21 protein-coding genes, 1 other RNA gene and 1 riboswitch are annotated in these 22,831 nt (G+C 65.5%); of the genes, 10 read left to right on the plus strand and 12 right to left on the minus strand.

Translation table 11 applies throughout. The features are described from left to right. The first annotated feature begins 16 nt into the window (after positions 1-16). From cobU to BG60_RS22250, 4 genes are read left to right on the plus strand one after another with little or no spacing between them, the layout of a single operon-like run. Positions 17-565: a bifunctional adenosylcobinamide kinase/adenosylcobinamide-phosphate guanylyltransferase gene (gene cobU / locus BG60_RS22235; RefSeq protein WP_034472917.1), complete on the plus strand. Its 549-nt coding sequence runs from the start codon at positions 17-19 to the stop codon at positions 563-565. A 4-nt stretch (positions 566-569) separates the two neighbouring features. Next, entirely contained in the window at positions 570-1,511 is a 942-nt protein-coding gene (cbiB, locus tag BG60_RS22240; protein WP_034472919.1) for an adenosylcobinamide-phosphate synthase CbiB, read from the plus strand. A 5-nt stretch (positions 1,512-1,516) separates the two neighbouring features. Next, positions 1,517-2,512: a threonine-phosphate decarboxylase CobD gene (gene cobD, locus BG60_RS22245; protein WP_034472921.1), complete on the plus strand. Its 996-nt coding sequence runs from the start codon at positions 1,517-1,519 to the stop codon at positions 2,510-2,512. After that, complete coding sequence (locus tag BG60_RS22250; RefSeq protein WP_034472991.1) at positions 2,509-3,402, plus strand: cobalamin-binding protein; 894 nt, start codon at positions 2,509-2,511, stop codon at positions 3,400-3,402. The genes cobD and BG60_RS22250 overlap by 4 nt, the downstream gene beginning before the upstream one ends. Here BG60_RS22250 and BG60_RS22255 read toward each other — a convergent pair whose 3' ends face one another. Genes BG60_RS22255 through BG60_RS22280 form a run of 6 tightly spaced genes read right to left on the minus strand, consistent with a single transcriptional unit; the run spans position 3,403 to position 9,459 of the window. Continuing rightward, on the minus strand, positions 3,403-3,972 hold the full coding sequence (locus BG60_RS22255) for a histidine phosphatase family protein (RefSeq protein ID WP_008351088.1): 570 nt from the start codon (positions 3,970-3,972) through the stop codon (positions 3,403-3,405). Next, positions 3,957-4,715, minus strand: a complete 759-nt coding sequence (locus tag BG60_RS22260) for an adenosylcobinamide-GDP ribazoletransferase (protein ID WP_034472923.1) — start codon at positions 4,713-4,715, stop codon at positions 3,957-3,959. Before BG60_RS22260 ends, BG60_RS22255 begins: the two co-directional genes overlap by 16 nt. Before the next feature lies 1 nt (position 4,716). Next, positions 4,717-5,769 carry a nicotinate-nucleotide--dimethylbenzimidazole phosphoribosyltransferase gene (gene cobT, locus BG60_RS22265; protein ID WP_174447746.1) on the minus strand — a complete coding sequence of 351 codons (1,053 nt, stop codon included), beginning with the start codon at positions 5,767-5,769 and terminating at the stop codon, positions 4,717-4,719. An 11-nt stretch (positions 5,770-5,780) separates the two neighbouring features. Continuing rightward, entirely contained in the window at positions 5,781-6,557 is a 777-nt protein-coding gene (locus BG60_RS22270) for an ABC transporter ATP-binding protein (RefSeq protein ID WP_034472993.1), read from the minus strand. After that, the gene (locus tag BG60_RS22275; RefSeq protein ID WP_034472929.1) at positions 6,554-7,582 is read right to left on the minus strand and encodes a FecCD family ABC transporter permease; all 1,029 of its coding nucleotides are present in this window, start codon (positions 7,580-7,582) and stop codon (positions 6,554-6,556) included. Before BG60_RS22275 ends, BG60_RS22270 begins: the two co-directional genes overlap by 4 nt. Then, the gene (locus BG60_RS22280; RefSeq protein WP_034472931.1) at positions 7,579-9,459 is read right to left on the minus strand and encodes a TonB-dependent receptor domain-containing protein; all 1,881 of its coding nucleotides are present in this window, start codon (positions 9,457-9,459) and stop codon (positions 7,579-7,581) included. Before BG60_RS22280 ends, BG60_RS22275 begins: the two co-directional genes overlap by 4 nt. A gap of 81 nt (positions 9,460-9,540) precedes the next feature. Then, positions 9,541-9,838, minus strand: a riboswitch (cobalamin riboswitch). Between the two features lie 267 nt (positions 9,839-10,105). Between BG60_RS22280 and BG60_RS22285 the strand changes: the two genes are divergently transcribed. The 5 genes from BG60_RS22285 to BG60_RS22300 all read left to right on the plus strand — a co-directional run bounded on the left by BG60_RS22285 (position 10,106) and on the right by BG60_RS22300 (position 12,408). Further along, positions 10,106-10,474: an ATPase gene (locus tag BG60_RS22285; protein WP_008351100.1), complete on the plus strand. Its 369-nt coding sequence runs from the start codon at positions 10,106-10,108 to the stop codon at positions 10,472-10,474. Further along, positions 10,471-10,785, plus strand: a complete 315-nt coding sequence (locus tag BG60_RS22290; protein WP_008351102.1) for a cell division protein ZapA — start codon at positions 10,471-10,473, stop codon at positions 10,783-10,785. Before BG60_RS22285 ends, BG60_RS22290 begins: the two co-directional genes overlap by 4 nt. Before the next feature lie 105 nt (positions 10,786-10,890). Continuing rightward, positions 10,891-11,072, plus strand: a non-coding RNA gene (gene ssrS, locus BG60_RS36655) — 6S RNA. Between the two features lie 79 nt (positions 11,073-11,151). Next, positions 11,152-11,610, plus strand: coding sequence for an EVE domain-containing protein (locus BG60_RS22295; RefSeq protein WP_008351103.1), 459 nt, complete (start codon positions 11,152-11,154; stop codon positions 11,608-11,610). A 69-nt stretch (positions 11,611-11,679) separates the two neighbouring features. Continuing rightward, complete coding sequence (locus BG60_RS22300; RefSeq protein WP_034472932.1) at positions 11,680-12,408, plus strand: SIMPL domain-containing protein; 729 nt, start codon at positions 11,680-11,682, stop codon at positions 12,406-12,408. Between the two features lie 52 nt (positions 12,409-12,460). Here BG60_RS22300 and lgt read toward each other — a convergent pair whose 3' ends face one another. Together lgt and BG60_RS22310 are read right to left on the minus strand one after the other, a co-directional pair. Then, the gene (gene lgt / locus BG60_RS22305; RefSeq protein WP_034472935.1) at positions 12,461-13,363 is read right to left on the minus strand and encodes a prolipoprotein diacylglyceryl transferase; all 903 of its coding nucleotides are present in this window, start codon (positions 13,361-13,363) and stop codon (positions 12,461-12,463) included. Between the two features lie 38 nt (positions 13,364-13,401). Then, positions 13,402-14,319 (minus strand): LysR family transcriptional regulator, encoded by a 918-nt coding sequence (locus BG60_RS22310; protein WP_034472937.1) that lies wholly within the window; start codon positions 14,317-14,319, stop codon positions 13,402-13,404. Positions 14,320-14,426: 107 nt separating this feature from the next. Between BG60_RS22310 and ilvD the strand changes: the two genes are divergently transcribed. Beyond that, on the plus strand, positions 14,427-16,100 hold the full coding sequence (gene ilvD / locus BG60_RS22315; RefSeq protein ID WP_008351111.1) for a dihydroxy-acid dehydratase: 1,674 nt from the start codon (positions 14,427-14,429) through the stop codon (positions 16,098-16,100). Between the two features lie 19 nt (positions 16,101-16,119). Here ilvD and BG60_RS22320 read toward each other — a convergent pair whose 3' ends face one another. From BG60_RS22320 to BG60_RS22335, 4 genes are all read right to left on the minus strand, one after another. Beyond that, the gene (locus tag BG60_RS22320) at positions 16,120-20,067 is read right to left on the minus strand and encodes an autotransporter outer membrane beta-barrel domain-containing protein (RefSeq protein WP_241484877.1); all 3,948 of its coding nucleotides are present in this window, start codon (positions 20,065-20,067) and stop codon (positions 16,120-16,122) included. A gap of 280 nt (positions 20,068-20,347) precedes the next feature. Next, the gene (locus BG60_RS22325; RefSeq protein ID WP_008351113.1) at positions 20,348-20,686 is read right to left on the minus strand and encodes a DUF2486 family protein; all 339 of its coding nucleotides are present in this window, start codon (positions 20,684-20,686) and stop codon (positions 20,348-20,350) included. A 60-nt stretch (positions 20,687-20,746) separates the two neighbouring features. Then, positions 20,747-21,163: a DNA polymerase III subunit chi gene (locus BG60_RS22330; protein WP_034472941.1), complete on the minus strand. Its 417-nt coding sequence runs from the start codon at positions 21,161-21,163 to the stop codon at positions 20,747-20,749. After that, positions 21,160-22,692 carry a leucyl aminopeptidase gene (locus tag BG60_RS22335; RefSeq protein WP_034472942.1) on the minus strand — a complete coding sequence of 511 codons (1,533 nt, stop codon included), beginning with the start codon at positions 22,690-22,692 and terminating at the stop codon, positions 21,160-21,162. Before BG60_RS22335 ends, BG60_RS22330 begins: the two co-directional genes overlap by 4 nt. Between the last annotated feature and the right edge of the window lie 139 nt (positions 22,693-22,831).

Consider the following 22,831-nt stretch of genomic DNA (forward strand, 5'->3'; position numbering starts at 1 on the left):
TCAGTACAATATCGCGATGACCCCCGACCTCACTTTCATCCTCGGCGGCGCACGCTCCGGCAAGAGCGCGCACGCCGAACGGCTCGCCGCCGAAAGCGGCCTGCCCGTGACGTATATCGCGACTGCGCGCGTCGGCGACGCGGAGTTCGCCGAACGCGTGAAGCTGCATCGCGGGCGCCGGCCCGCACACTGGACGCTCGTCGAAGCGCCGCTCGATCTCGCGGGCGCGTTGCGCGAAGCGGATCGCGCGGGACATTGCGTGCTGATCGACTGCCTGACGCTGTGGCTCGCGAATCTGCTTTTTTCGAAAGAAGCGATGAGCGACGAAGTCGCCGTTCTGCCCGACAGCGCCCGCGATGCCTTCGCGCAATTCGACGCGGCGCTCGGGCAGACGAAAGGCAAAGTGATCGTCGTGAGCAACGAAATCGGGCTGGGCGTCGTGCCGCTCGGCTCCGTCACGCGTCTTTATGTCGATGAACTCGGCCGGCTGAATCAGCGCGTCGCGGCCGCGAGCACACGCGCGACGCTGATGGTCGCGGGCCTTCCGCTCGCGCTCAAGGGTTAGCGCGATGCTCCTTCTCTCCGCCTACGCAATGGCGCTTCTCGCCGTGCTCGGCGTGATCGTCGATCGCATCTTCGGCGAGCCGCGCGCGCGGCATCCGCTCGTCGGCTTCGGCAATCTCGCGACGAAGCTCGAAGTGCGCGTGAACACCGGCTTTCGCGCGCGGCCGGCGGGCATCCTCGCGTGGTTCGCGCTGGTCGCGCCGCCGGTCGGCATCGCGTGGTTTCTGGTCGGCGCGCTGCCGTTCGCGTATGCGTGTCTCGTGCATGTGCTGCTGCTCTGGTTCGCCCTCGGCGCGAAAAGCCTGCGCCAGCACATCGCGCCGATCGCTCGCGCGTTGAGTTTCGGCGATATCGATCACGCGCGCGTGCTGACGTCGCGCATCGTGTCGCGCGATACATCCCAAGCCGATGAAAACGCGCTCTCGCGCGCGGCGGTCGAATCGGCGCTGGAAAACGGCAACGATGCGATCTTCGGCGCGCTCTTCTGGTTCGCGGTCGCGGGCGGCCCCGGCGCGCTGATGTTCCGCCTCGCCAACACGCTCGACGCGATGTGGGGTTATCGCACGCCGCGCTTTGTGCGTTTCGGCTGGGCGGCCGCGCGCTTCGACGATGTGCTCAACTTCATCCCCGCGCGCCTCACGGCCGCGACCTACGCGCTCGCCGGCGACACGCACATGGCGTGGCACTGCTGGCGCACGCAGGCGCGCTCGTGGGACAGCCCGAACGCGGGGCCGGTGATGGCCTCGGGGGCCGGCAGTCTCAACGTGCTGATCGGCGGCGCGGCGGTGTATCACGGCGTGCTCGAAACGCGTCCGACGCTCGGCGCGGGGCATACGGCGACGGCGAAGCATGTCGTCGCGGCGTTGCGGCTCGTCGAGCGCGCGACATTGATGTGGCTCGCGGTGCTATTGATGATCGCGGTTCTGAGCGTAACGACGAGTGGCTGACTGACATGACGCAATCCATCCGGCACGGCGGCAATCTGCGCGAGGCCGCGCGCCGCTACGCGATATCTCTCGATGACTGGCTCGATCTGTCGACCGGCATCAATCCGCACGGCTATCCGGTGCCGCCCGTCGCGCCCGATGCGTGGCGGCGCCTGCCCGAAGACGACGACGGCCTCGCCGAAGACGCCGCGCGCTACTACGGCGCGCCGCTCGCGTTGCCGGTGGCGGGATCGCAGGCGGCGATACGCGCGTTGCCCGCGCTTTTGCGCCGCGGCACGGCGGCCGTCGCGCCGCTCACGTACGGCGAATACGCGCCCGCGTTCGCACGCGCGGGCCACGCGATCGCCACGCTCGACATCACGAAGCACGATTTGCCCGATACGTTCGATCACGTCATCGTCGCCCATCCGAACAATCCGACGGCCGAGCGCGTCGCGCGCGACACGCTGCTTTCCTGGCACGAACAGCTCGCCTCGCGCGGCGGCACGCTGATCGTCGATGAAGCGTTCGCCGATACCGATCCCGCATCGTCGCTGGCGAGCGAGACGGCGCACGACGGGCTCGTCGTGCTGCGCTCGGTCGGCAAGTTTTTCGGGCTCGCGGGCATTCGCGCGGGTTTCGTGCTGGCCGCGCCCGCGCTCGCCGACGCGTTGCGCGACGCGCTCGGCGCATGGACCGTGAGCGGCCCGGCGCGACATGCGGTCGCCGCCGCTTTCGCCGATATCGCGTGGCAGCGCGAAATGCGCGAGCGTCTGCATCGCGATGGCGCGCGCCTTGCCGCATCGATCGCCATCTACGGTTTCGACGTGCGCGCGACGCCGCTTTTCGCGTGGACAGCGACGCCGAAAGCGCCCGAACTGCAACACGCGCTCGCGTTGCGCGGCATCTGGACGCGTCTTTTCGATCTGCCCGGCATGACGCCGAGCCTGCGCATCGGATTGCCAGGCGCGGAAGGCGACTGGGCGCGCCTGTCGCTCGCGCTGCGGGAGATTTGCGCGTGAAGTTGCGCCGTGCGATTGCCCTGCTGATCGGCTTCGCGGTGACGCAAGCGCATGCGATCACCGTCGTCGATGACAGCGGCGCGTCCGTCACGCTCGCGAAGCCCGCCGAACGTGTCGTCAGTCTCGCGCCGCATGTCACCGAGTTGCTGTTCGCGGCGGGCGGCGGCGCGCGCGTCGTCGGCGCGGTGACGTATAGCGATTATCCGAAAGAGGCGCAGGCGATTGCCCGCGTCGGCGACAACAAGGCGCTCGATCTCGAACGCATCGTCGCGTTGCATCCGGATCTGATCGTCGTGTGGCGGCATGGAAATGCGGCGCGTCAGACGGATCGGCTGCAGGCGCTCGGCGTGCCGATCTATTTCAGCGAGCCGAAGCATCTCGACGATATCGCGGCGAGCATCGGCAAGCTGGGCGCGCTGCTCGGCACGCAGAATGAGGCACGCGCCGCGTCCGATGCCTTCACGCGCGAGATTGCGCGATTGCGTGCGCGTTACGCGGAACGGCCGCGCGTGAGCGTGTTCTATCAGGTGTGGGACGATCCGTTGATGACGCTCAATCGCGACAACGTTTTCGACGAAGTGATCGGCTTGTGCGGCGGCGCGAACGTGTTCGCAGCCGAGAAACCGCGCGTGCCGACGATATCGACCGAAGCCGTGCTCGCGGCGAATCCGGAAGCGATCGTCACGGCGACACCCGGCGCGACGAAGCCCGATCGCCCGTTGCCCGCGCTCGAAAGATGGCGGCGCTGGACATCGATGACGGCGGTGGCGCGCGGCAATCTCTTCGGCATCGACGGCGATCTGATCAATCGGCCGACGCCGCGGCTTGCGCTGGGCGCGGATGAGCTGTGCCGCGATTTGGAAATCGCGCGCGAGCGGAGGACGAAGTAGTCAGGCGTTCCACCGCACAAGCAGCCACTGCCCGCGCACGCGCCTGAACCACGCGATCCCGCCGAAATCGAGCGGCCATTGCAACGCCGATTCACGCGCGACGCCGAGCAGATGCGCAGCAAGCACGCGCACGACGCCCGCATGCGCGACGACATGCACGGCCCGTTCATCGACACACGTCGCATCGAACCACGCGATCACGCGATGCGCGAACTGCGCGAGACTCTCGCCGCCGTGCGGACGCGCATGGGCGATATCGTCGGCCCATGCATCGATCAGCGCGCGATCGATCGCGTCCCACGCGCGCCCTTCCCACGCGCCGAAGTGCATCTCGGCCAGACGTGCGTCGGGATGAACGTCGCCGCCCAGCGCACGCGCGATCGAAGCGCAACGCACGAGCGGACTCGCGTGCCATCCATCGACGCATGGGGGCACGTTCAGCGCCTTCATGCGCGCCGTCAACGCGCTCGCCGATTCGCGCGCATCGCGCTGCAAAGGCACATCGGTTTGCCCGTAGCAAACGCCCGCATCGACGGCGACTTCCGGATGCCGGATCAGGACGAGATCCATGCGAGCCCTATGAGATAGATCGCGATCTCGAACACTTGCTGCGCGAAACCGAGGCAATCGCCCGTGTAACCGCCGATGCGCCGCACGAAGTACCGTCCGATGAACAAGCGCAGAACGATCAGCGCGACGATCGTCACGCACGCGAGCTTCCAGTCGATCACGAAGAGCCACGGCAGGCCGAACGCGAGCGCCAGCGCGAACGACGACACGCTCATGCGCTGCGCGACCGGCTTCGCCTTGCCTTCGGCGCGCACGTAATCGAGCGTGACGAGATAGCTGATTGCGAACGCGCGGCTCGCGGCGTGCGCGGCGATCATCGTCCACGCGACGCGTTGCGGCGGCAATGCGGCGAGCGTCTGCCATTTCAGCGCGAGCGCGATCATCAACGCAATCGCGCCGAACGCGCCGATGCGCGAGTCGTGCATGATGCGTAACGCGTCCTCGCGCGTGTATGCGCCGCCGAAGGCATCGACGCAATCGGCGAGTCCGTCTTCGTGAAACGCGCCGGTCAAGACGAGCGTCGCGGCCATCGAAAGCAGCACCGCGATGCCCGCCGGAAACACGCGCAACGCCGCGAGATACACCAGCGCCGCGACGCCGCCGACCATCGCGCCGACGAGCGGAAAATAGCGCGCCGCCGCGTTCAGATAGTCGCGCTCGAAGCCGACCCAGCGCGGCACCGGCACGCGCGTGAAATAGCCGAGCGCGGTGAAGAAATAGCGCAGTTCGTCGAGCGGGCGCATCTCAGTCGGCTTTATTCGAGACGCCCGCCGACTCGAAGCTCGCCATTTCGTCGACGAACGCGACGGCCGCGCGCAGGATCGGCAACGCGAGCGCCGCGCCCGTGCCTTCGCCCAGACGCAACTCGAGTTGCAGCAGCGGCGCGGCACCGAAATGCGCGAGCATCCGGCGATGCCCCGTCTCGTTCGATGCATGCGCGAACACGCAATAGTCGAGCACGTCAGGCGCCATCTTCGATGCAACCAGCAACGCGGAAGTCGCGATGAAACCATCGACGAGTATCGTCATGCCCGCGCACGCGGCGGCGAGATACGCGCCCGTCATCATCGCGATTTCGAAGCCGCCGAAGGTCGCGAGCGTGTCGATCGCATCGCCTTCATCGCGATGCAGCGCGAGCGCTTTAGACAGCACCTCGCGCTTGTGCGCGAGTCCTCGCTCGTCGAGACCGGTGCCGCGCCCGACGCACTCGTCGATCGGCAGATCGCACAGACGGCTCATCAGACATGCCGCCGCCGACGTATTCGCGATGCCCATTTCGCCGAAGCCGATCACGTTCGTGCCGAGCGACGCGTGATGCCGCACGCGCGCCCCGCCCCGCGCGATGCCTTCGAGCGCGGTCTCGCGCGACATCGCGCGTTCGTGCGCGAAGTTGCGCGTGCCGAGCCCGAGCGACAGACGCTCGTATCCATGATCGATGGGAATCGGCGTCGCGACGCCCGCATCGACGACTTCGAGCGTCATGCCGACCGAGCGCGACAGCGCGTTGATCGCAGCGCCGCCCGCCAGAAAATTCGCGACCATCTGCGCGGTCACTTCCTGCGGATACGAGCTCACGCCCTCTTTCGCGATGCCGTGATCGCCCGCGAAGACGATCATCGCGGGACGCTCGATGCGCGGCTTCGCCGTGCGTTGAATCAGGCCCATTTGCAGCGCGATGTCTTCGAGCCGCCCGAGACTGCCGGGCGGCTTCGTCTTCGTGTCGATGATGCGGCGCAGTTCGCCTTCGATGGCGCGGTCGAGCGCGCGGGGCATCGGGATGCCGTTATTCGTGGACATCGGAATTCCTTTCATGAGCGAGGGATGGAAGGCACGAGCGCTTCGTGCTCGCCATCGCGAATCAACGCGAGCGGATAGCCGAATGCGGCGCTCGCGCGTTCGGCCGTGAGCACGTCGGCGACGAGTCCCGCATGAGCGCCGCCGTTGCCGTCGAGCAGAAGCGCGTGTGTCGCGAAACGGCGCGCGAGATTCAGATCGTGGCACGAGAAGATTACGGTGCGCTTGTGCGCGCGCGCCGCGTCGCGCAACGCGTGCAGGCAATCGATCTGATGATGCAGGTCGAGATGCGAAAGCGGTTCGTCGAGCAACAGCAGCGGCGCGTTCTGGCACAGCACGGCGGCGAGCGCGACACGCTGGCGTTCGCCGCCGGAAAGCGTCAGCACGTCGCGCGACGCGAACGATGCGAGACCCAACGTTTCGAGCGCGGCGTGCGCGGCGGCGCGATCCTCGTCGCTCTCCCAGCCCCAGCCGGTGAGATGCGGAAAGCGGTTGAGCAGCACGGTATCGAGCACGCTCGCGCTGAAGGCGTCGTGCGCGGCTTGCGGCATCAAAGCGCGTGCGCGCGCGAGTTCCGTCGCGCGCCATGACGCGAGCGCGCGGCCGTCGAGCGACACGCTGCCCGATGCGGCTTTCGCAATCCCGGCGAGCACGTTGATGAGCGTCGTCTTGCCCGCGCCGTTCGGCCCGGCGATGCACCACATTTCGCCCGCTTCGATCGACTGCGTGAGCCCGTCGATGAGCGTGCGCTTACCCGCGCGAAGCACGATGGCGTCGAGCCGCAAAATCATCGCGGCCTCCGCAGCAGCATCCACAGGAACATCGGGACGCCGATCAATGCCGTGACGACGCCGACCGGCAATTGCGCGGGCGCGATCACCGTGCGCGCGACGAGATCGGCGGCCATCACCGCGAGTCCGCCCGCGAGCGCGGCGGCGGGCACGAGCATGCGCTGATCGTTGCCGAACGCGAGGCGCAACAGATGCGGCACGACGAGCCCGACGAAGCCGATGGTGCCCGCCGTCGTCACGGCCGCCGCCGCCGCGATCGATGCGACGAGATGCACGCGCAGACGCAAGCGCTCGACCGGCACGCCGAGCGCGCGCGCGGTCGTATCGCCGCGCAAGAGCACGTTCAGTTGCGGTGCGACGGGAACGATGACCGCGAGCACGACGGCGAGCGCGATCAGCGCGGGCCATGGCGCCGCCGCGCCGTTGAGATCGCCCGTCAGCCAGAAGATCATGCCGCGCAAACGGTTCTCGGGCGCGACGCTCAGGATCAGCGTGATGAGCGCGCCCCATCCCGATGCGATCACGACACCCGTCAGCAAGAGCCTCGGCGATGCGTCCTGTCCGCTTTGCCACAAGTCCTTGCGCGCGAGTCCGAGGACCAGAACGATCGATGCGAACGCGCCCGCGCAAGCCGCGATATCGACGCCCCACCACGGCAGCGACCCGAGCATCGCGGCAAGCGCGAAGGTTGCCGCGCCGCCGGATACGCCGAGCACGTACGGTTCCGCCAGCGGATTGCGCAACAGCACTTGCAGCAGCGCGCCGGCGAACGCGAGCAATGCGCCCGACGCGAAGCCCGCGAGCGCGCGCGGCAGACGCAAGGTCAGCACGATGTCATCGGCGATATCGGGCGTCGCCGAGTGCGCGTGAAAGAGCGCGCCGATCGCGCGCGATACGGGCAACGCGACGCTGCCCATCGCGAGCGACGCGACCAGCACGACGAGCGTCGCTGCGCCGAGCGCGATCCAGATCGCGGTGGCGCGGCTCGCGTTCATCGCGCGCGGACGTTCAGCCACGCGGCTCACGACGGATGCCAGCCCAACGTGATGTACGCGCCGCGTCGTGGCGTGTTGTACGAGTACGCAAGTTCATAGTCCTTGTCGAACAGGTTGTCGATGCGCGCCGTGACGTACCACGACTTCGAGATGTCGCAGCGCGCCGACAGATTCACGATGCCGTAGCCCGCGAGCGTCGAATCGTAATCGCTGCGTTGACCGCTCACGATCCATTCGCCACCGACGCGCCACGGCCCGATCGTGCGATGCGCCGTCAGCGTCGCGAAATGCCGCGCGCGCCGCGTCAAATCCTCGTGATTCGTTTCGTCGACGGGATTCTGGAACGTGACGCCCGCGCGCACATCCGTTGCGCCGACGTGCCCCGCCCACGATCCCTCGATGCCCTGCACCTTCGCGCGCCCGACGTTCTGCGCGACATAGTAGAAGCCGCCGTCGGACACGTAATCGATCAAATTCGAATAGCGCGTCTGAAAAAGCGTCACGCGCACCACGCCGAGCGCATTCGATGCGTACTGCAACGCCGCCTCGACCGAATGACTGCGCTCCGGCTGAATCGACGGATTGCCGCTCAGCGGATAGTAGAGATCGTCGAAGCTCGGCGCGCGAAACGAGGCCGAATAGCTCGCGCTCGCCTTCCAGTGCGCGTCGAAGTTATACGCGTAGCCCAGATAGTAGCTGTTCGCGCCGCCGAAATCGGAATACTGATCGCGGCGCAGATTCGCCTGCAACTCGTTCGCGCCGATGTGCCCCACGTAACCCGCGAACATCGAATTCACATGACGGTCGGGCGCGCTGAACTGATCGGAATCGAGCGTCTGATCGAGATGCTCGTAGCCGAAGAGCAGCTTGTGCGCGTCGCTGATCCGCACGTCGTTCTGCCACGTATATTGCCGGTTCTCCGAATCGAAACGGCTCGTATAGACGCCGTTCTGCTCGATGTTCGCGCGGTCCTGTCCCTGCGCGATCGTGAAGTGCGTCGTCCAGTTATCCGTGACGCGGCCGTTCGCGAACACCGACGCCGAGCGCACGCGATCGTGCGTTTCGTTGATATCGGTCGGCTGGCCATAGGCATCGTCGAAACTGTTGATGCCGTTCGATTGCAGGAAGCGCACGCCCGCGTCCCACTTGTCGCTGAACTCGTGACGCAGCGTCGCCGCGACGCTCTCGTTCAGATAGCCGTTCGCGTTCGGATTGGCGCCGGGCGCGATTCCCGGATCGATCGACGAGAAGCCGTCGGTTTTCTCGCGCGAGACGTTCACGCTGAAGGTCGTGCGGCCGTCCTTGTCGAGCGCGCCGCTCACGCCCGCCGATTGCCGCTGCGTGTGATAGCTGCCGTACTCGGCCTCGAAGTTGAAGCGCGGCGGATGCGCCTCGCCTTCCTTCGTGAAGATCTGCACGACGCCGCCAATCGCATTCGATCCATAGAGCGCCGACACGTTGCCGTTCACGACCTCGACGCGCCCGATCTGGTCGAGCATCAATTGCGATAGCTGTGCCGCGCCGAGCGACGCCGATTCGACGCGCACGCCGTCGATCAGCACGAGCGATTGCGACGACGCCGCACCGCGTATGAAAAGCCCCGAGTTCGAGCCCGGTCCGCCGTTGCGCGTGATCTGCACGCCGGGCGCGAGCGCGACGAGTCCGAGCGCGTCGCTTGCGTTTGCATCGGCGATGTCCTGCTCGTCAAAAAGCGATGTCTGCGGAATCGATTCGGCAAGCGGCTGCGGCGCGCGCGTCGATGTGACGACGACGGGCGCAAGCGTTTGCGTGCTGTCTTCCGTCTGGGCCGCCTGTGCAGCGCCGGCGAACGGCAAGGCGCCGATGGCCGCAACGAGCGCGCCATGACGGGAGAGACCGCTTCTGAGCGCGGCCAGTGGCAATACCATGTGTGAAGTGTTCCGTTTCGCGTGAGCGCGACCCCGCTCCCCGCGAGGACGATGCGCGACGAACGCACCGCGCCATGCGCGCCGATGCGTCGGACTCCGGCCGGTATCCGGGCTGGCGATCAATCGTCTCGCCTTCCCGCGCATGGCGCGCAGTGGCATCGACACGTTTCTTGCAGTCGCGCGCGTGCGACGAATTTCGACACGCTCGCGCGGCAAAAACGCGCATGAGACGACTTGCAACTTGCGTTGCGGTCGCTTACCGTTGCGGGGGCAGCACAGGTTGGCTCGTCGTCGATTGCGGCGACTTCGCTCCCTGTTTCCCGTTTGACTGCATCCACGAGATCCGCGGATGCGAGCACCAAAAGTGCGGCAAGTGTAGGAGCGCGGTTCGGGGCCGTCAAGAAAACCGCGCGGGCAGACTGGCGCGGCGCATGACGAATCGAACGAGAAGCGAAAGAGAAGCGGCCGGCCTGTCATCACGAGCGTTGCGGGGCGCTCGCGTTTTCTGCACACGAATGCATCGCGACATGCGCTTGATTCGAAGGATTAAGCGCTAGATCGCGTGTTGTTACGTCTCGAAACGAGACATTTATCGGAAGCTCCGTTGAACCGCGCTAAAATGCGAGGTCTTTAGAGGACGCAGCACATGCTCAACGAACTCGAATCACTGTCAGGAAACATCGGCCGGCTGATCCAGATCAGCGAGCGCCACAAGCAGGCGCATCAAGCGCTGCAGGAACAACTCGAACAGCTGCGCGCCGACTATGCGAACGTGCAGGCCGAGCTCGCGCAAGTGCGCGAAGAGCGCGATACGCTGCAGTCCGAACGCGATTCGCTGTCCGCGAAAATCGACGACGCGCAAATCCGCCTGAACGCGATTCTCGAAAAGCTGCCGCGCGGCAAGTCCGCGCAACATGCCGAGTCCGACAATCAACTCGATCTCCTCGAAGCCGATTCCCGGGAAGCACATGAAACGGAATTGCACGGCGAGCATCATCAGGGAGAGAAGGCATGACGACCACGCAGATCGAAGTATCCATTCTCGGGCAGCCGTATCGTCTCGCGTGCTCGCCGGAAACCGAAGGCGCATTGCGTGAAGCCGTCGCGCGCGTCGACGCCGAAATGAACAAAGTGCGCAATGCAAGCAGCGTGCGCGGCACGGATCGCATCGCGGTGATGGCGGCGCTTTCGCTGGCGTCGGAATTGCTTAAGCTGCAGGACAGCGTGCGTCACGGCGAGGCCTTCCCCGCCGAAGAAATCCGCCGCACGATGCACTCGATGAACGAGCAATTGGGCGCGGTCATTGCGCAACACGAAGCGCAATAAGGCAGATGCGCGTCGAGTCAATCAGCGCGCAATGTCAATCGAAAAAAGAAACTGCCGAAGTAGCGTGAAGAGGCTGCAGAAGGCAAACGATTGGTGTAGAGTGACGTTTCCCTGCCTGGTACGCCAAGGTCATATATTCCTTGAACCAATGCTACATTGGCACGGTTGCGGAACCTTGCAGCACGGGCGCGCGCGTCGCTAGTCCGATGTACCCGAAGTGTTGCTTACCGCGACCAATCTTGAACCCAGGTTCAGGATGCCGGCCTAGCGGCTGTGGCGGGGACCTCATTCAAGAAACGGCATCGGTTTTTCCGATGCCGTTTTCGTTTGTCCCTGCCGTTCGCTCTTCGATTCATGCACACGACCATGCGCTACTGGCTGATGAAGTCCGAACCGGACGAAGCGAGCATCGATCATCTCGCGCACGCGCCGAAAAAAACCTTGCCGTGGACGGGCGTACGCAACTATCAGGCGCGCAACTTCATGCGCGATCAGATGCAGATCGGCGACGGCGTGCTCTTCTATCATTCGAGCTGCCCGGAGCCGGGCATCGCGGGCATCGCGAAAGTGTGCTCGACGGCGTATCCGGATCCCACGCAATTCGATCCGAAGAGCGATTACTACGATCCGAAATCGACGCAGGAAACGCCGCGCTGGATGCTCGTCGACGTGAAGTTCGTGAAGAAGACGCCGCTCATATCGCTCGCCGCGTTGCGCGAACATCCAGAGCTTGCCGACATGCAAGTGCTCGCGCGCGGCAACCGGCTCTCGATCACGCCCGTGACCGAAGCGCAATGGCGATTTATTACCGAGCACCTCGTCTAACAAGGAACTTACGACTTCACGACTGCGACTAAATCCCGTCGCACGTACGCGATGTCACGGAGTCCTTCGATGCTCAATAAGAAAACCGCCGCCGCCTTCGCCCTGCTCGCGATGTCCGGTGCCGCGCTAACGTTGTCTCAAACCGCCGCTGCGCAGACGGTGATGACGCAGCCACAGCCCTCGGGCGTGCTCTCGCTCTCCGCACAAGCGAGCGCGCAAGTGCCGCAGGATGTCGTCAACATCACGCTCTTCTACGAACAGGAAGCGGCCGATCCGTCGTCGCTCACCAGCACGCTCAATCAGCGCGCCGAGGCCGCGTTACGCGAAGCCAAAGGTGTCGACGGCGTGACCGCGAAGAGCGGCTCGTTCACCGTCTATCCGTCGACGGATCGCGACGGCAAGATTTCCGCGTGGCGCGGGCGCACGGAAGTCGTGCTCGAATCGCATGACTTCGCGGCGGCATCGAAGCTCGCGGGCAAGATGAGTTCGTCGATGCAAGTGGGTAGCGTCGCGTTCTCGCTGTCGCCCGAAGCGCAGCGCGCGGCCGAGCAAAAGCTCGTCTCGCAAGCCATCGATTCGTTCCGCAAGCAGGCGCAAAGCGCCGCGCAAGGCTTCGGCTACAGCAATTTCACGATTCGGGAAGTGAATGTCGGACGGAGCGGCGCGCAGCCGCGTCCCGTCATGATGATGCAATCGCGCGCGATGAGCGCCGATGCGAAGATGGCCCCGATCGCGATGGAAGCCGGCACGACCACGGTGACCGTCGACGTTTCCGGCTCCGTACAAATGGGACGCTAAACGTCGCTCCCGCTGTTCACGCGGGGCGGCGTTCGACCGCCCCGCTCTTTCCTCAAGCCTTTGCGGATTCGGGCGGCAGGCGCAGATTGCGCTTGTAGGCCCACACCATCATTACCACGCCGGCGACGATCATCGGCAGCGAAAGCCATTGGCCCATCGAGAGATTGAGCGCGAGCAAGCCGAGATAATCGTCCGGCTCACGCGCGAATTCCACGGTGAAGCGCGCGAGTCCATAACCGATCAGGAACAGCGCCGAAATCGCGCCGACCGGACGCTGCTTGCGCGAGAACGTCCAGATCACGATAAACAACACGAGCCCTTCCAGCGCGATTTCGTACAACTGCGACGGATGACGCGGCAGCATGTGGTAACGCTGAAAAATTTCCGTGAGGTGATACTGCGCGTCGAGCTGCGGATTCTTCGAGAGCCACACGGCGTCGTCGTTCGTCGAGTTCTGGAAGAGCATCGCCCACGGCGCGTTCGGGTCCGTCACGCGGCCCCACAGCTCGCCGTTGATGAAATTGCCGAGTCGCCCCGCCGCGAGACCGAGCGGCACCATCGGCGCGACGAAATCCGTCACCTGCAGCCATGTGCGCTTGCGGTGATACGCGAACAGCACCATCGCGAGCGTCACGCCGAGAAAGCCGCCGTGAAACGACATTCCGCCTTCCCATACCTTGAAGATATCGAGCGGATGCGCGGCGTAATAACTGGCCTTGTAAAACAGCACGTAGCCGATGCGCCCGCCCAGAATCGTGCCGAGCACGCCGTAGAACAGCATGTCGTCGATGTCCTTCACGGTCCAGCCTTGCGCGGCGACATAAGGCAGCCGCAGCCGCAACCGGCCGATGACGATGGCCGACACGAACGCCACCAGGTACATGAGGCCGTACCAGCGCACGGCGAGCGGTCCGAGATGAAGCGCGATGGGATCGAAATTGGGATGTATGAGCATTCTGATGTGGGGATCTTTAAGCGGGCTACAGGGGCGAATCATACAGAACCGGCGCTTTCGGCCCTCGAACGGACGATTTCGATGAACCCGGCGAGCACCGGACTCACTTCCGCGATCCGCCATACCAGCCCCGTTTCCACGAAAGGACCGGGATCGAGCAGCGGACGATACACGACGCCCGTGCGCCTTAGATGACGCAGCGATTGCGGCACGAGCGCGACGCCCATGCCGGCGGACACGAGGCTCACGATGGTCTGCATCTGGATCGCCTCCTGCCCGATACGCGGCGTGAGCCCGGCCGCGCCATAGCAGCCCATGATGATGTCGTGCAAGCCGGGCGCGAGACGCCTCGGAAAGACGACGAGCGGCGCGGCGGCGAGATCGTGCAGGCGGACCGGTTCGCCTTCGCCCGAGTTCAGCTCTTGCGCCTGCTTCTCGGACATCGCGATCATCAGCGGCTCGCGCGCGATCGGCACATACTCGAGCGACGACGCGTAACGCGGCGGCAGCGGCGGAATGACGAGGCCCGCATCGACGCGCCCGGCGACGAGTTCGTCGATCTGCACGTCGCTCGTCGCTTCGGTCAGTTGCAGACGCACGCCGGGATGACGCGCACCGAAATCGCGCAGCAGCGCCGGCAGAAGCCCGTAATCGGCGGTGGAGACGAACGCGAGCGACAGCACGCCCGCCTCGCCGCGCGCGAGCGATTGCGCGAGCGGACGCAGCGCATCGGCGGATGCGAGCAGGCGGCGCACTTCCGGCAACAGATCCTTGCCGACGGGCGTCAGCTCCACGGTCCGTTTCGTGCGCACGAAAAGCGCGACGCCGAGCGATTCTTCCAGCGCGCGGATCGCCTGCGAGAGCGGCGGCTGCGTCATCGCGAGGCGCGCGGCGGCACGGCCGAAGTGCATCTCTTCGGCGACCGTCACGAAATAACGCAGGAGTCGTAGTTCCATTGATATGTTTTGCGACCTAGTAAGCCCTGAATAATATATTGGACAGACACATAGCGCGGTTGCATTCTTGCTGCATCAAATCAAGAACATCCCCTCAGGAGCACACCATGGCCTTCAATCGCCGCTCGAAGCACATCACTCAGGGCGTCGCGCGCTCGCCCAATCGCTCGATGTATTACGCCCTCGGCTACAAGGAGGAGGACTTCGACAAGCCGATGATCGGCGTCGCCAATGGCCACTCGACGATCACGCCGTGCAACGCGGGCTTGCAGCGCCTCGCGGACGCCGCCGTCGAATCGATCAGGAAATCCGATGCGAATCCGCAGATTTTCGGCACGCCGACTATCTCCGACGGCATGTCGATGGGCACCGAAGGCATGAAGTACTCGCTCGTGTCGCGCGAGGTAATCGCGGACTGCGTCGAGACCGCCGTGCAAGGCCAGTGGATGGACGGCGTCGTCGTGATCGGCGGCTGCGACAAGAACATGCCGGGCGGCATGATCGGCATGGCGCGCATGAACGTGCCGTCGATCTATGTGTATGGCGGCACGATTCGCCCCGGCAACTGGAAGGGCAAGGATCTGACGATCGTGTCGTCTTTCGAGGCGGTCGGCGAGTTCACCGCGGGGCGCATGTCGGAGGAGGATTTCAAGGGCGTCGAGAAGAACGCGTGCCCGTCGACCGGCTCGTGCGGCGGCATGTACACGGCGAACACGATGAGCTCGTCGTTCGAGGCGCTCGGCATGTCGCTGATGTATTCGTCGACGATGGCGAATCCGGATCAGGAAAAGGTCGATTCCGCGGCCGAATCGGCGCGCGTACTCGTCGAAGCGGTGAAGAGGGATCTGAAGCCGCGCGACATCATCACGAAGAAGTCGATCGAGAACGCGGTGGCGCTCATCATGGCGACGGGCGGCTCGACGAACGCCGTGCTGCACTATCTCGCCATCGCGCACGCGGCGGACGTGGAATGGAGCATCGACGACTTCGAGCGCATGCGCAAGAAAGTGCCGGTCATCTGCGATCTGAAGCCTTCCGGTCAATATGTCGCGACGGACTTGCACAAAGCCGGCGGCATTCCGCAAGTGCTGAAGATCCTGCTCGACGCGGGTCTCTTGCACGGCGACTGCATCACGATCACCGGCCGCACGATGGCCGAAGAACTGAAGGACGTGCCGAGCAAGCCGCGCGCGGATCAAAAGGTCATCTTCCCGATCGAGCAGGCGCTTTACAAGGAAGGGCACCTCGCGATCCTGCGCGGGAATCTCGCGGAAGACGGCGCGGTCGCGAAGATCACGGGCCTGAAGAATCCGGTCATCACGGGTCCTGCGCGCGTGTTCGACGACGAGCAAAGCGCGATGGACGCCATTCTCAGCGACAAGATCAAAGCTGGCGACATTCTCGTGCTGCGCTATCTGGGGCCGGTCGGCGGTCCGGGCATGCCGGAGATGCTCGCGCCGACATCGGCGATCATCGGCAAGGGGCTGGGCGAATCCGTCGGCTTCATCACCGACGGGCGTTTCTCGGGCGGCACCTGGGGCATGGTGGTCGGCCACGTCGCGCCGGAAGCGTTCGCGGGCGGCACCATCGCGCTCGTGCAGGAAGGCGATTCGATCACCATCGACGCGCACAAGCTGCTTCTGCAACTGAACGTGGATGACGCCGAACTCGCGCGCCGCCGCGCCGCGTGGAAGCAGCCCGCGCCGAAGTACACGCGCGGCGTGCTGGCGAAATTCGCGGCGCTCGCGGGGCCGGCGAACAAGGGCGCGGTGACGGGTTGACGTGCAACCGGCGCGCGCGTCACCAGATGTAGCGCGCGCCGAGCAGCCCTTCGTAGCTCCGATAACCGCCGTCGCCTTGCTGATAGCCGAGATTGCCCCACACGCGCCACTGTTTCGCGATCTGGCCTTGCGCGCCGAGCTTGAACTCCATGCGATTTCTCGGGCCGTCCTGCGACACGCGCACGTCGTTGAACGAAACCGAGGAAAGCTGCGTGTCGTGCCACCAGTTGATTTCCGCGAACGGCAGCCATCCGGGCGACGCCGCCGAGCCTGGCGCGTGAAAGATCCGCACGCCGACGCGCGTCGTGAATCCGCCGCCATCGTCGCTGTGAATCACCGTTCCGTTGTGCTCGACGTGATCGCCGGCGTGATAGTTCGTGTAGATCAACTGAAGCTGCGGCTCGACGAGCACCGGTCCCGTCGATGTCTGCCCGAGCGCAAAGGCCCAGCCGCCTTCGAGCGATCCCGCCCACACGCTGCTCGAATAATTCTCGCCCGGCAGATCCGCGCCCTTCACGGTGTTGTCGAAATGGGCGTACTGCAGCCAGGTGTCGACGTACGGGCCATCGGCTGACCAGGCATTGCCGCGCCACGTCGCGTAGACGCCCGCGCTCGCCCCGTTGACGTTGCCGCGCGCGGTCGCGGAACTGTTCTGCGCGGTCGCATCGGTGGTGGACGAGCCGTAGCCCGCCATCACGCCCGCCTGCCAGCGATGCCCGTCCGACACCCGATGCAGCAGGTCGATGCCCGCCTGCACGAGCGCGGTGTCCGTCGATTCGCCGATACGCCCGCTGGCCGCGTCGCTGTCGGTATGCGCGCCTCTCGTGCGCGCCCAGGCCGTCGCGTTATCGGCGTCCGGCGGTAGCGCGGCGTAGGAATCGGCGAAGCCTGCGCGATCGTGCAGTGTCATCGTGAACATCGTTTCGGCCGAGCGCTGATTGCCGAGGTAAGCGCCCGGCTCCGGGCGCGGCGTCGGCGCCGAACGCAGATACCAGTCGCCATCGTCCGGCGTCGCCAGGCCGCCTTGCCGCAGACTGTATTCGTACGGACCCGCGACCACGCGGCCGTCAAGCGTGAACACGCCGTTCGATTGTCCGTCCACCTGGACGATCTCGATGCCGTTCGCCGTTTGCGCGCCCGCGCCGCCCGCATTTGCGATTGCGACGCGCGTCTGCCCCGCCGTGCCGCCGTGTACGACAAGTCTGTCGGTCGCCGATCCGTCGCCCGCGAGCACCGTGGAGAGTGCCATCCGGCCGTTGTTGCCGGTGTAATCGCCCGCGACGGTCAGCGTGCTCGCGGGCGCGGCGCTCGCCATGCGAATCTCGCCGTTGTTCGTGAGCGCGCCCCCGATGAGGAATTGTCCCGCCGGACCGCCCGCGAAACCCGGCGCGGCATCGGCTATGGCCAGCACGCCGTTGTTGAGCACCGCGCCGCCCACCGAGCCATAGCCGCCGAAGGTCGCGCTCGGAGCCACGCTTACCTGAGACGTATTCGCGAGCCGCGCGCCGTCGGTCAACACCAGCGCGCCCGCATCGACGCGCGTGGCGCCGCTGTAGGTTTGCGCGTTGGTCAACGTGACGACGCCGCTGCCTTGCTGAACGACATCGCCCGTGCCGCTGATCGTGTTGCGGAAGATCACGTTGTCGGCGCGGTCGAAGACGAGCGCGCCGTCATCGACGACGTTCCCGGCGACGCTGCCCGTCGTCCCGCCCGCGCCGAGCCGCAGCGCGCCCGAAGCGATCGTCGTCGTGCCGGTGAACGTGTTGTCGCCGCTCAGCGTCAGCGTGGCCGCGCCGCTCTTCGTCAAACTGCCTGCGCCGCCGATCGTGCCGCTGAACGTCGAATCGGCCGCGCTGTTCACGCTCAGCGCACCGCCGGCGAGCGTCACATTGCCCGCGCCGGCGAGATCGCTGACGTGCTGATCGAAGCCGCGCAGATCGAAGGTCGCGCCCGCCGCCACCGCGAGCTGCGAACTTCCCGCGATCACGTCGCGCGCGCCCGCGGCGAGCGTGCCGGCATCGATCAGTGTCGCGCCGGTATAGCCGTTCGCCGCCGACAGGATCAACGTGCCCGCGCCCTTCTTCGTCAACGTCCGGCCGTCCCAGCCGCTCGCGAACCGGCCAGTCTGGTCGTTGAGCGCGACATCGGCATTGAAGGTATCCGCCGCGCCTGCGAGCGTGAACGCGCCGTCGCCCTGTGCCGCGCCTGCGAGCCAGCGCAGGCCGAAGCCGACTTCGTAGTCGAGCCCGTTGTTGGTCTTCGCGCCGGCGAGCGTCAGATAATCGACGGGACTCGCCGTGCCGCCGAACCCGACGCTCGCGAAATCGCCTGCGATACCGCCGCTCGTATGGATGATGTCAAAGCGCGTGCTCGTGAGCGCGCTCGCGGAATCCGGCGCGCTCGCGCCGAAGCCGCTCACGTTCAGCGCGCCGCCGAGACTCGCGCTCGCCGCCGTGATGATCGGCTGGGCCTGTCCGATGGCGATCGTCAGCGCTGCGCCCGGCGCCTGGCTGAAGTTCGTCGCGACGTTCAGCGTCGAATCCGCGGCGATGGCGGTCGTCGCGCCCGGCTGCGTCGCATAGCTGCCCGCATTGAACGCGCCCGGCTGATTCAGCGCGAGCGTGCCCGCTTGCACGTTTACCGCGCCTTGCGACGATCCCGCTGCTGTCAGCGCGGCGGTGCCGCTGCCCGCCTGCACGAGCGTGCCCGTTCCCGTTATCGCGCCGTCGAACGAAAAGGCGTCGCTGCGATTGAACCGAAGCAGGCCGTCATTGACGACATTGCCCGTCACGATGCCGGCCGCGCCGCCCGTGCCGAGCGTGAGCGAGCCCGAAGACCTTACCGTCGTGCCGCCGCCGTTCTGAATGACCGCGCCGCCGAGCGTCAGCGCGCCTTCGACATCGAGCGCCGCTGAGGATGTCCCGCCCATCAGCACCGTGCCGTTGAGCGTCCAGTCGCTGCCCGCGCGCGGGTTCAGCCGGACGAAGCCATGTTCGGGACTTGCGAAGAAGTTCCCCGACTCCGTGTTGGTGCCCGTCAGGATGATCGAATTGTCTGTGCTCTGGCTGGTGATGGCGTTGCCATTGCCGCTTATCAGCCGCGAACCCGCGCCGAGCGTCACGACGTTGTTCGGGCCGAATAGCAGAATGGCCGTTTCCGACCCGCTGGCAATGACGCCGGCGTTATCGAGCGTGCTCCCGCTTTGGAGCCGCACGCCCGCCCCGATCGTGCTGCGGATCACGCCCGTGGCGCCATTGCGTACCTCCATGGGAAGGCCGCTTCTGCCGAGAATGCCTTCGTGATAGGCATCGATGAGTCCGTCATTGCCAATCAGCGCCGTTCCGGCACTCACGAGGATCCCGCTGCCGTTATCGTGATCGCCCATACCCGAGCGGATGACCGCCCCGGCGTGATTGTTCACGGTCACGTTGCCCGTCGATCCGAGGAGAATGCCGTCCGTGCTGGCCGTCACCGCCGAGTTGGCGTTGAGCGTTCCGAAGTTGTCGACGGTCCCGCTCGCCGCGCCCAAGTAGGTAATTGCATGGCTGATACGCGCGCTGACATCGCCGCGATTGACGATATTGTTGGCTGCACCGTTGTTGTTGAAGAGGATGCCGTGCGTATGGCCCAGCGCCGCGCCGGACACCTGATTGACGAGCGATCCGGGCACGTCGAACACAACTGCCGCCGCGATGTTGTCCGTAGAACTGATGATCGAACCCGCGTTCGACATGGTTACGGGCGCAATGCCTTCGACGTTGATGGCGTTGCCCGATGAGGTCGTGATCGCGGTGCCGGGCTTGATCAGGTAGGACGTGTCGGTCGAAACCGTCTGCGTGGCCGAGCTTGGCCCGAGTGTCGTGACGGCGTGCGCCGACATCGCGAAAAGAAGGAGCACGGCGGCGTAATGAGGACGCCGTTCAGTAAAGAATGGCCGGTCCCGCCCGCGATATCGTTGTTTGCTCATGCGCTGGACGACTCCGTGCCACCGACGTCCCAAGGCGTGCATCACGACTGCGAGTCACGCGCTCATCGCTGTATCTGGTCGAAGCATTGGCAGTATAGGTAAACGCCCGTCGAATTTCGGCGTCATCCTCTTTGTAACGATATGCGTGGCAGGCGAACATGATCAGTTCGCCAAAAGAAATAGCGCAACAATCGAACGCGCGCGTTCGACTGGAGAAACAGGGTGTCGCCGGGATCAGGTTATCGCGTGCCGGGCGGAGATACCGTCGCCGCGATAGAACTCATTCGCCGCGCTGACGGCGCAACTCTTCCTCGACTGCATCGCGCACCCATTCGCTCATCCGGCCTTCGAGCGCCATCGCGACTTCGCGCGTGATCGCCGAGACGAGTTGCGTCGAATGTTCGCGCAGCACTTCGCGGCAGCGTTCTTCGATGAGCGCGCGCGCATCGCCTGTCAGGAAGTTCGTGAAGCGGCCGCGCAGCCGCTCGGCGATCTGGTCCGCGTCGTATTCGATCGCGGCGTTGATCGACGGCGCGCGCGCGTATTCCGGCTTGCCGGGCACGACGACATCGGTCAGCGTCGGAATGGAGGAATCGAAGGATTCGGGCTTGTCGGTCATCTCGGGTGGTCTCCTTTGTCACTGCCAGCGTAGCGCACGCAACGCGCGCTTTCTGTTCGCTCAACCGCCCTGATTGTGCGTCTCGATCGCATAGCCGCGATCGCGATAGAAGCGATAACGCTCGCGGCCCGCGGCGAGTTCGTCGCCCTCGCTGCCGACGATCTCGACGAGCCGCTCGAAGCGCGCGAACTGCGCGGACACCGGCGCGCCGAGATTCACCAGCACCTGATGATGCGGCGCTTCATCCAGATTCGACGTGAGCACGACAGGCGTGTCCTGCGCGAGCGCGCTCTTCGCCATGCAGTGCGGCACGAATTCGAGCGGCTGGAAGGTCCACAACTGCTCGTCGAACGCGGCGAGACGCTGCGGTTCGGCGAGCACGACGAGCGGCTTGCCGCTCGCATACACCTTGCGCGCGAGGCGGCAGGCGTAGGCGAGCGGATCGCCGACATTCGTATGGAAGTCGATGCGTGTCATGCGCCCGCGCGATCGATCAGGAACTGCGAAAGCAGCGGCACGGGACGGCCCGTCGCGCCCTTCGCCGCGCCGCTCTTCCACGCGGTTCCGGCGATATCGAGGTGCGCCCACGGATACGCCGTCGCGAAGCGCGACAGGAAGCACGCCGCCGTCACGCTGCCGGCCGGACGTCCGCCGATATTCGCGACATCCGCGAAATTCGACTTGAGCTGGTCCTGATACTCGTCGTCGAGCGGCAGGCGCCATGCCGGATCGGACGCTTCGCGCGATGCGTCGAGCAACTCGCCCGCGAGCGCGTCGTCCTTCGAGAAGAGACCGGTGTTGTGATGCCCGAGCGCGATGATGCACGCGCCCGTGAGCGTCGCGATATCGACCACGGCGGCGGGCTTGAAGCGCTCCGCGTAGGTCAAGGCGTCGCACAGGATCAGGCGGCCTTCGGCGTCGGTGTTGAGCACTTCGATGGTCGTGCCGTTCATCGCCGTGATGATGTCGCCCGGCTTCACCGCGTTGCCCGCGGGCATGTTCTCGCAAGTCGGGATCACGCCGATCACGTTGAGCTTCAGGCCCATTTCGGCGACCGCGCGCATCGTGCCGAACACGGAACCCGCGCCGCACATGTCGTACTTCATCTCGTCCATCGCCTCGCCCGGCTTGATCGAGATGCCGCCCGAGTCGAACGTGATGCCCTTGCCGACCAGCACGATCGGTGCGTTCTTGCCCTTCGTCTTGCTCGCTTCGACGCCCGCGCCCTGGTAATGCATGACGATGAACTGCGGCGGCTCGACCGAACCCTTCGCCACCGACAGGAACGAGCCCATGCCGAGCGCCTCGATCTGCTTCTGGCCGAGCACCTCGACCTTCAGCTTGAAGTCGCGGCCAAGCTTCTTCGCGGTCTGGCCGAGATAGGTCGGCGTGCAGACGTTCGGCGGCAGATTGCCGAGATCGCGCGTGAGATCCATGCCGTTCGCGATCGCGACGCCCTGCTTCACCGCGACCCTGGCGGCTTTCTCGTCCGCGGAATCGATGCTGAACACGATCTTCCTGAGCGAGCGCGCGCCGTTGTCGGGCTTGCTCTTCATCTGCGTGAATTTGTAGGTCAGCTCGCGCAGCGCGAGGATCGCGGCGCGCACGGCCCACACGCCGTCGCGCTCCTGGACCGGCAGTTGAGCGAGCGTGAAGGTCGCCTGGCCGATCTTCGAGCCGAGCAGCACGCGCCACGCGGCGCGCACGGCTTCGCCATAGGCTTTCTGATTGAAGGCGTCCTGCTTGCCGAGCCCGACGAGCAGCACGCGCGATGCGCCGATGCCGGTCACTTCGGGCACGAGCAGCGTCGTGCCGGCGCGGCCGCTCATGTCGCCGGCTTTCACGACGCGCGAAATGAGGCCCTTGGTGGCGACGTCCATGTCGCGCGCGGCGCCCGTGAGCGTCTGCGCTTCAAAGATGCCGAGCACGATGACATCCGACTTTCCGGTAAGGAAACCATTTGCCTCGCCTTTGCTCCAATCACAGGCTTTTATGCTAAAGTCCATCGCGCTTATCCTCGGATAAAATCTAGGCTGAAGGATGAAAGCCGCAATTATCCGCTATTTTTTCCGCGGCGGTCACAGGCGCAAAGCGAGGATGAGCACGATGCCCTTCCCCTTCGCCACAAGATGCGTGCATGATTCC

Source organism: Caballeronia zhejiangensis (assembly GCF_000698575.1).
GTDB lineage: Bacteria > Pseudomonadota > Gammaproteobacteria > Burkholderiales > Burkholderiaceae > Caballeronia > Caballeronia zhejiangensis.

What these genes read in the sequence shown, in the direction of transcription:
- BG60_RS22260 (WP_034472923.1), bottom strand. Translation starts at nt 4,715, where the DNA reads ATGCGCCCGCTCGACGAACTGCGCTATTTCTTCACCGCGCTCGGCTAT.
- BG60_RS22280 (WP_034472931.1), bottom strand. Translation starts at nt 9,459, where the DNA reads ATGGTATTGCCACTGGCCGCGCTCAGAAGCGGTCTCTCCCGTCATGGC.
- BG60_RS22285 (WP_008351100.1), top strand. Translation starts at nt 10,106, where the DNA reads ATGCTCAACGAACTCGAATCACTGTCAGGAAACATCGGCCGGCTGATC.
- lgt (WP_034472935.1), bottom strand. Translation starts at nt 13,363, where the DNA reads ATGCTCATACATCCCAATTTCGATCCCATCGCGCTTCATCTCGGACCG.
- ilvD (WP_008351111.1), top strand. Translation starts at nt 14,427, where the DNA reads ATGGCCTTCAATCGCCGCTCGAAGCACATCACTCAGGGCGTCGCGCGC.
- BG60_RS22295 (WP_008351103.1), top strand. Translation starts at nt 11,152, where the DNA reads ATGCGCTACTGGCTGATGAAGTCCGAACCGGACGAAGCGAGCATCGAT.
- BG60_RS22330 (WP_034472941.1), bottom strand. Translation starts at nt 21,163, where the DNA reads ATGACACGCATCGACTTCCATACGAATGTCGGCGATCCGCTCGCCTAC.
- BG60_RS22270 (WP_034472993.1), bottom strand. Translation starts at nt 6,557, where the DNA reads ATGATTTTGCGGCTCGACGCCATCGTGCTTCGCGCGGGTAAGCGCACG.
- cobT (WP_174447746.1), bottom strand. Translation starts at nt 5,769, where the DNA reads ATGTCCACGAATAACGGCATCCCGATGCCCCGCGCGCTCGACCGCGCC.
- BG60_RS22320 (WP_241484877.1), bottom strand. Translation starts at nt 20,067, where the DNA reads ATGAGCAAACAACGATATCGCGGGCGGGACCGGCCATTCTTTACTGAA.
- BG60_RS22255 (WP_008351088.1), bottom strand. Translation starts at nt 3,972, where the DNA reads ATGGATCTCGTCCTGATCCGGCATCCGGAAGTCGCCGTCGATGCGGGC.
- BG60_RS22290 (WP_008351102.1), top strand. Translation starts at nt 10,471, where the DNA reads ATGACGACCACGCAGATCGAAGTATCCATTCTCGGGCAGCCGTATCGT.
- cobD (WP_034472921.1), top strand. Translation starts at nt 1,517, where the DNA reads ATGACGCAATCCATCCGGCACGGCGGCAATCTGCGCGAGGCCGCGCGC.
- BG60_RS22325 (WP_008351113.1), bottom strand. Translation starts at nt 20,686, where the DNA reads ATGACCGACAAGCCCGAATCCTTCGATTCCTCCATTCCGACGCTGACC.
- cbiB (WP_034472919.1), top strand. Translation starts at nt 570, where the DNA reads ATGCTCCTTCTCTCCGCCTACGCAATGGCGCTTCTCGCCGTGCTCGGC.
- cobU (WP_034472917.1), top strand. Translation starts at nt 17, where the DNA reads ATGACCCCCGACCTCACTTTCATCCTCGGCGGCGCACGCTCCGGCAAG.
- BG60_RS22300 (WP_034472932.1), top strand. Translation starts at nt 11,680, where the DNA reads ATGCTCAATAAGAAAACCGCCGCCGCCTTCGCCCTGCTCGCGATGTCC.
- BG60_RS22335 (WP_034472942.1), bottom strand. Translation starts at nt 22,692, where the DNA reads ATGGACTTTAGCATAAAAGCCTGTGATTGGAGCAAAGGCGAGGCAAAT.
- BG60_RS22310 (WP_034472937.1), bottom strand. Translation starts at nt 14,319, where the DNA reads ATGGAACTACGACTCCTGCGTTATTTCGTGACGGTCGCCGAAGAGATG.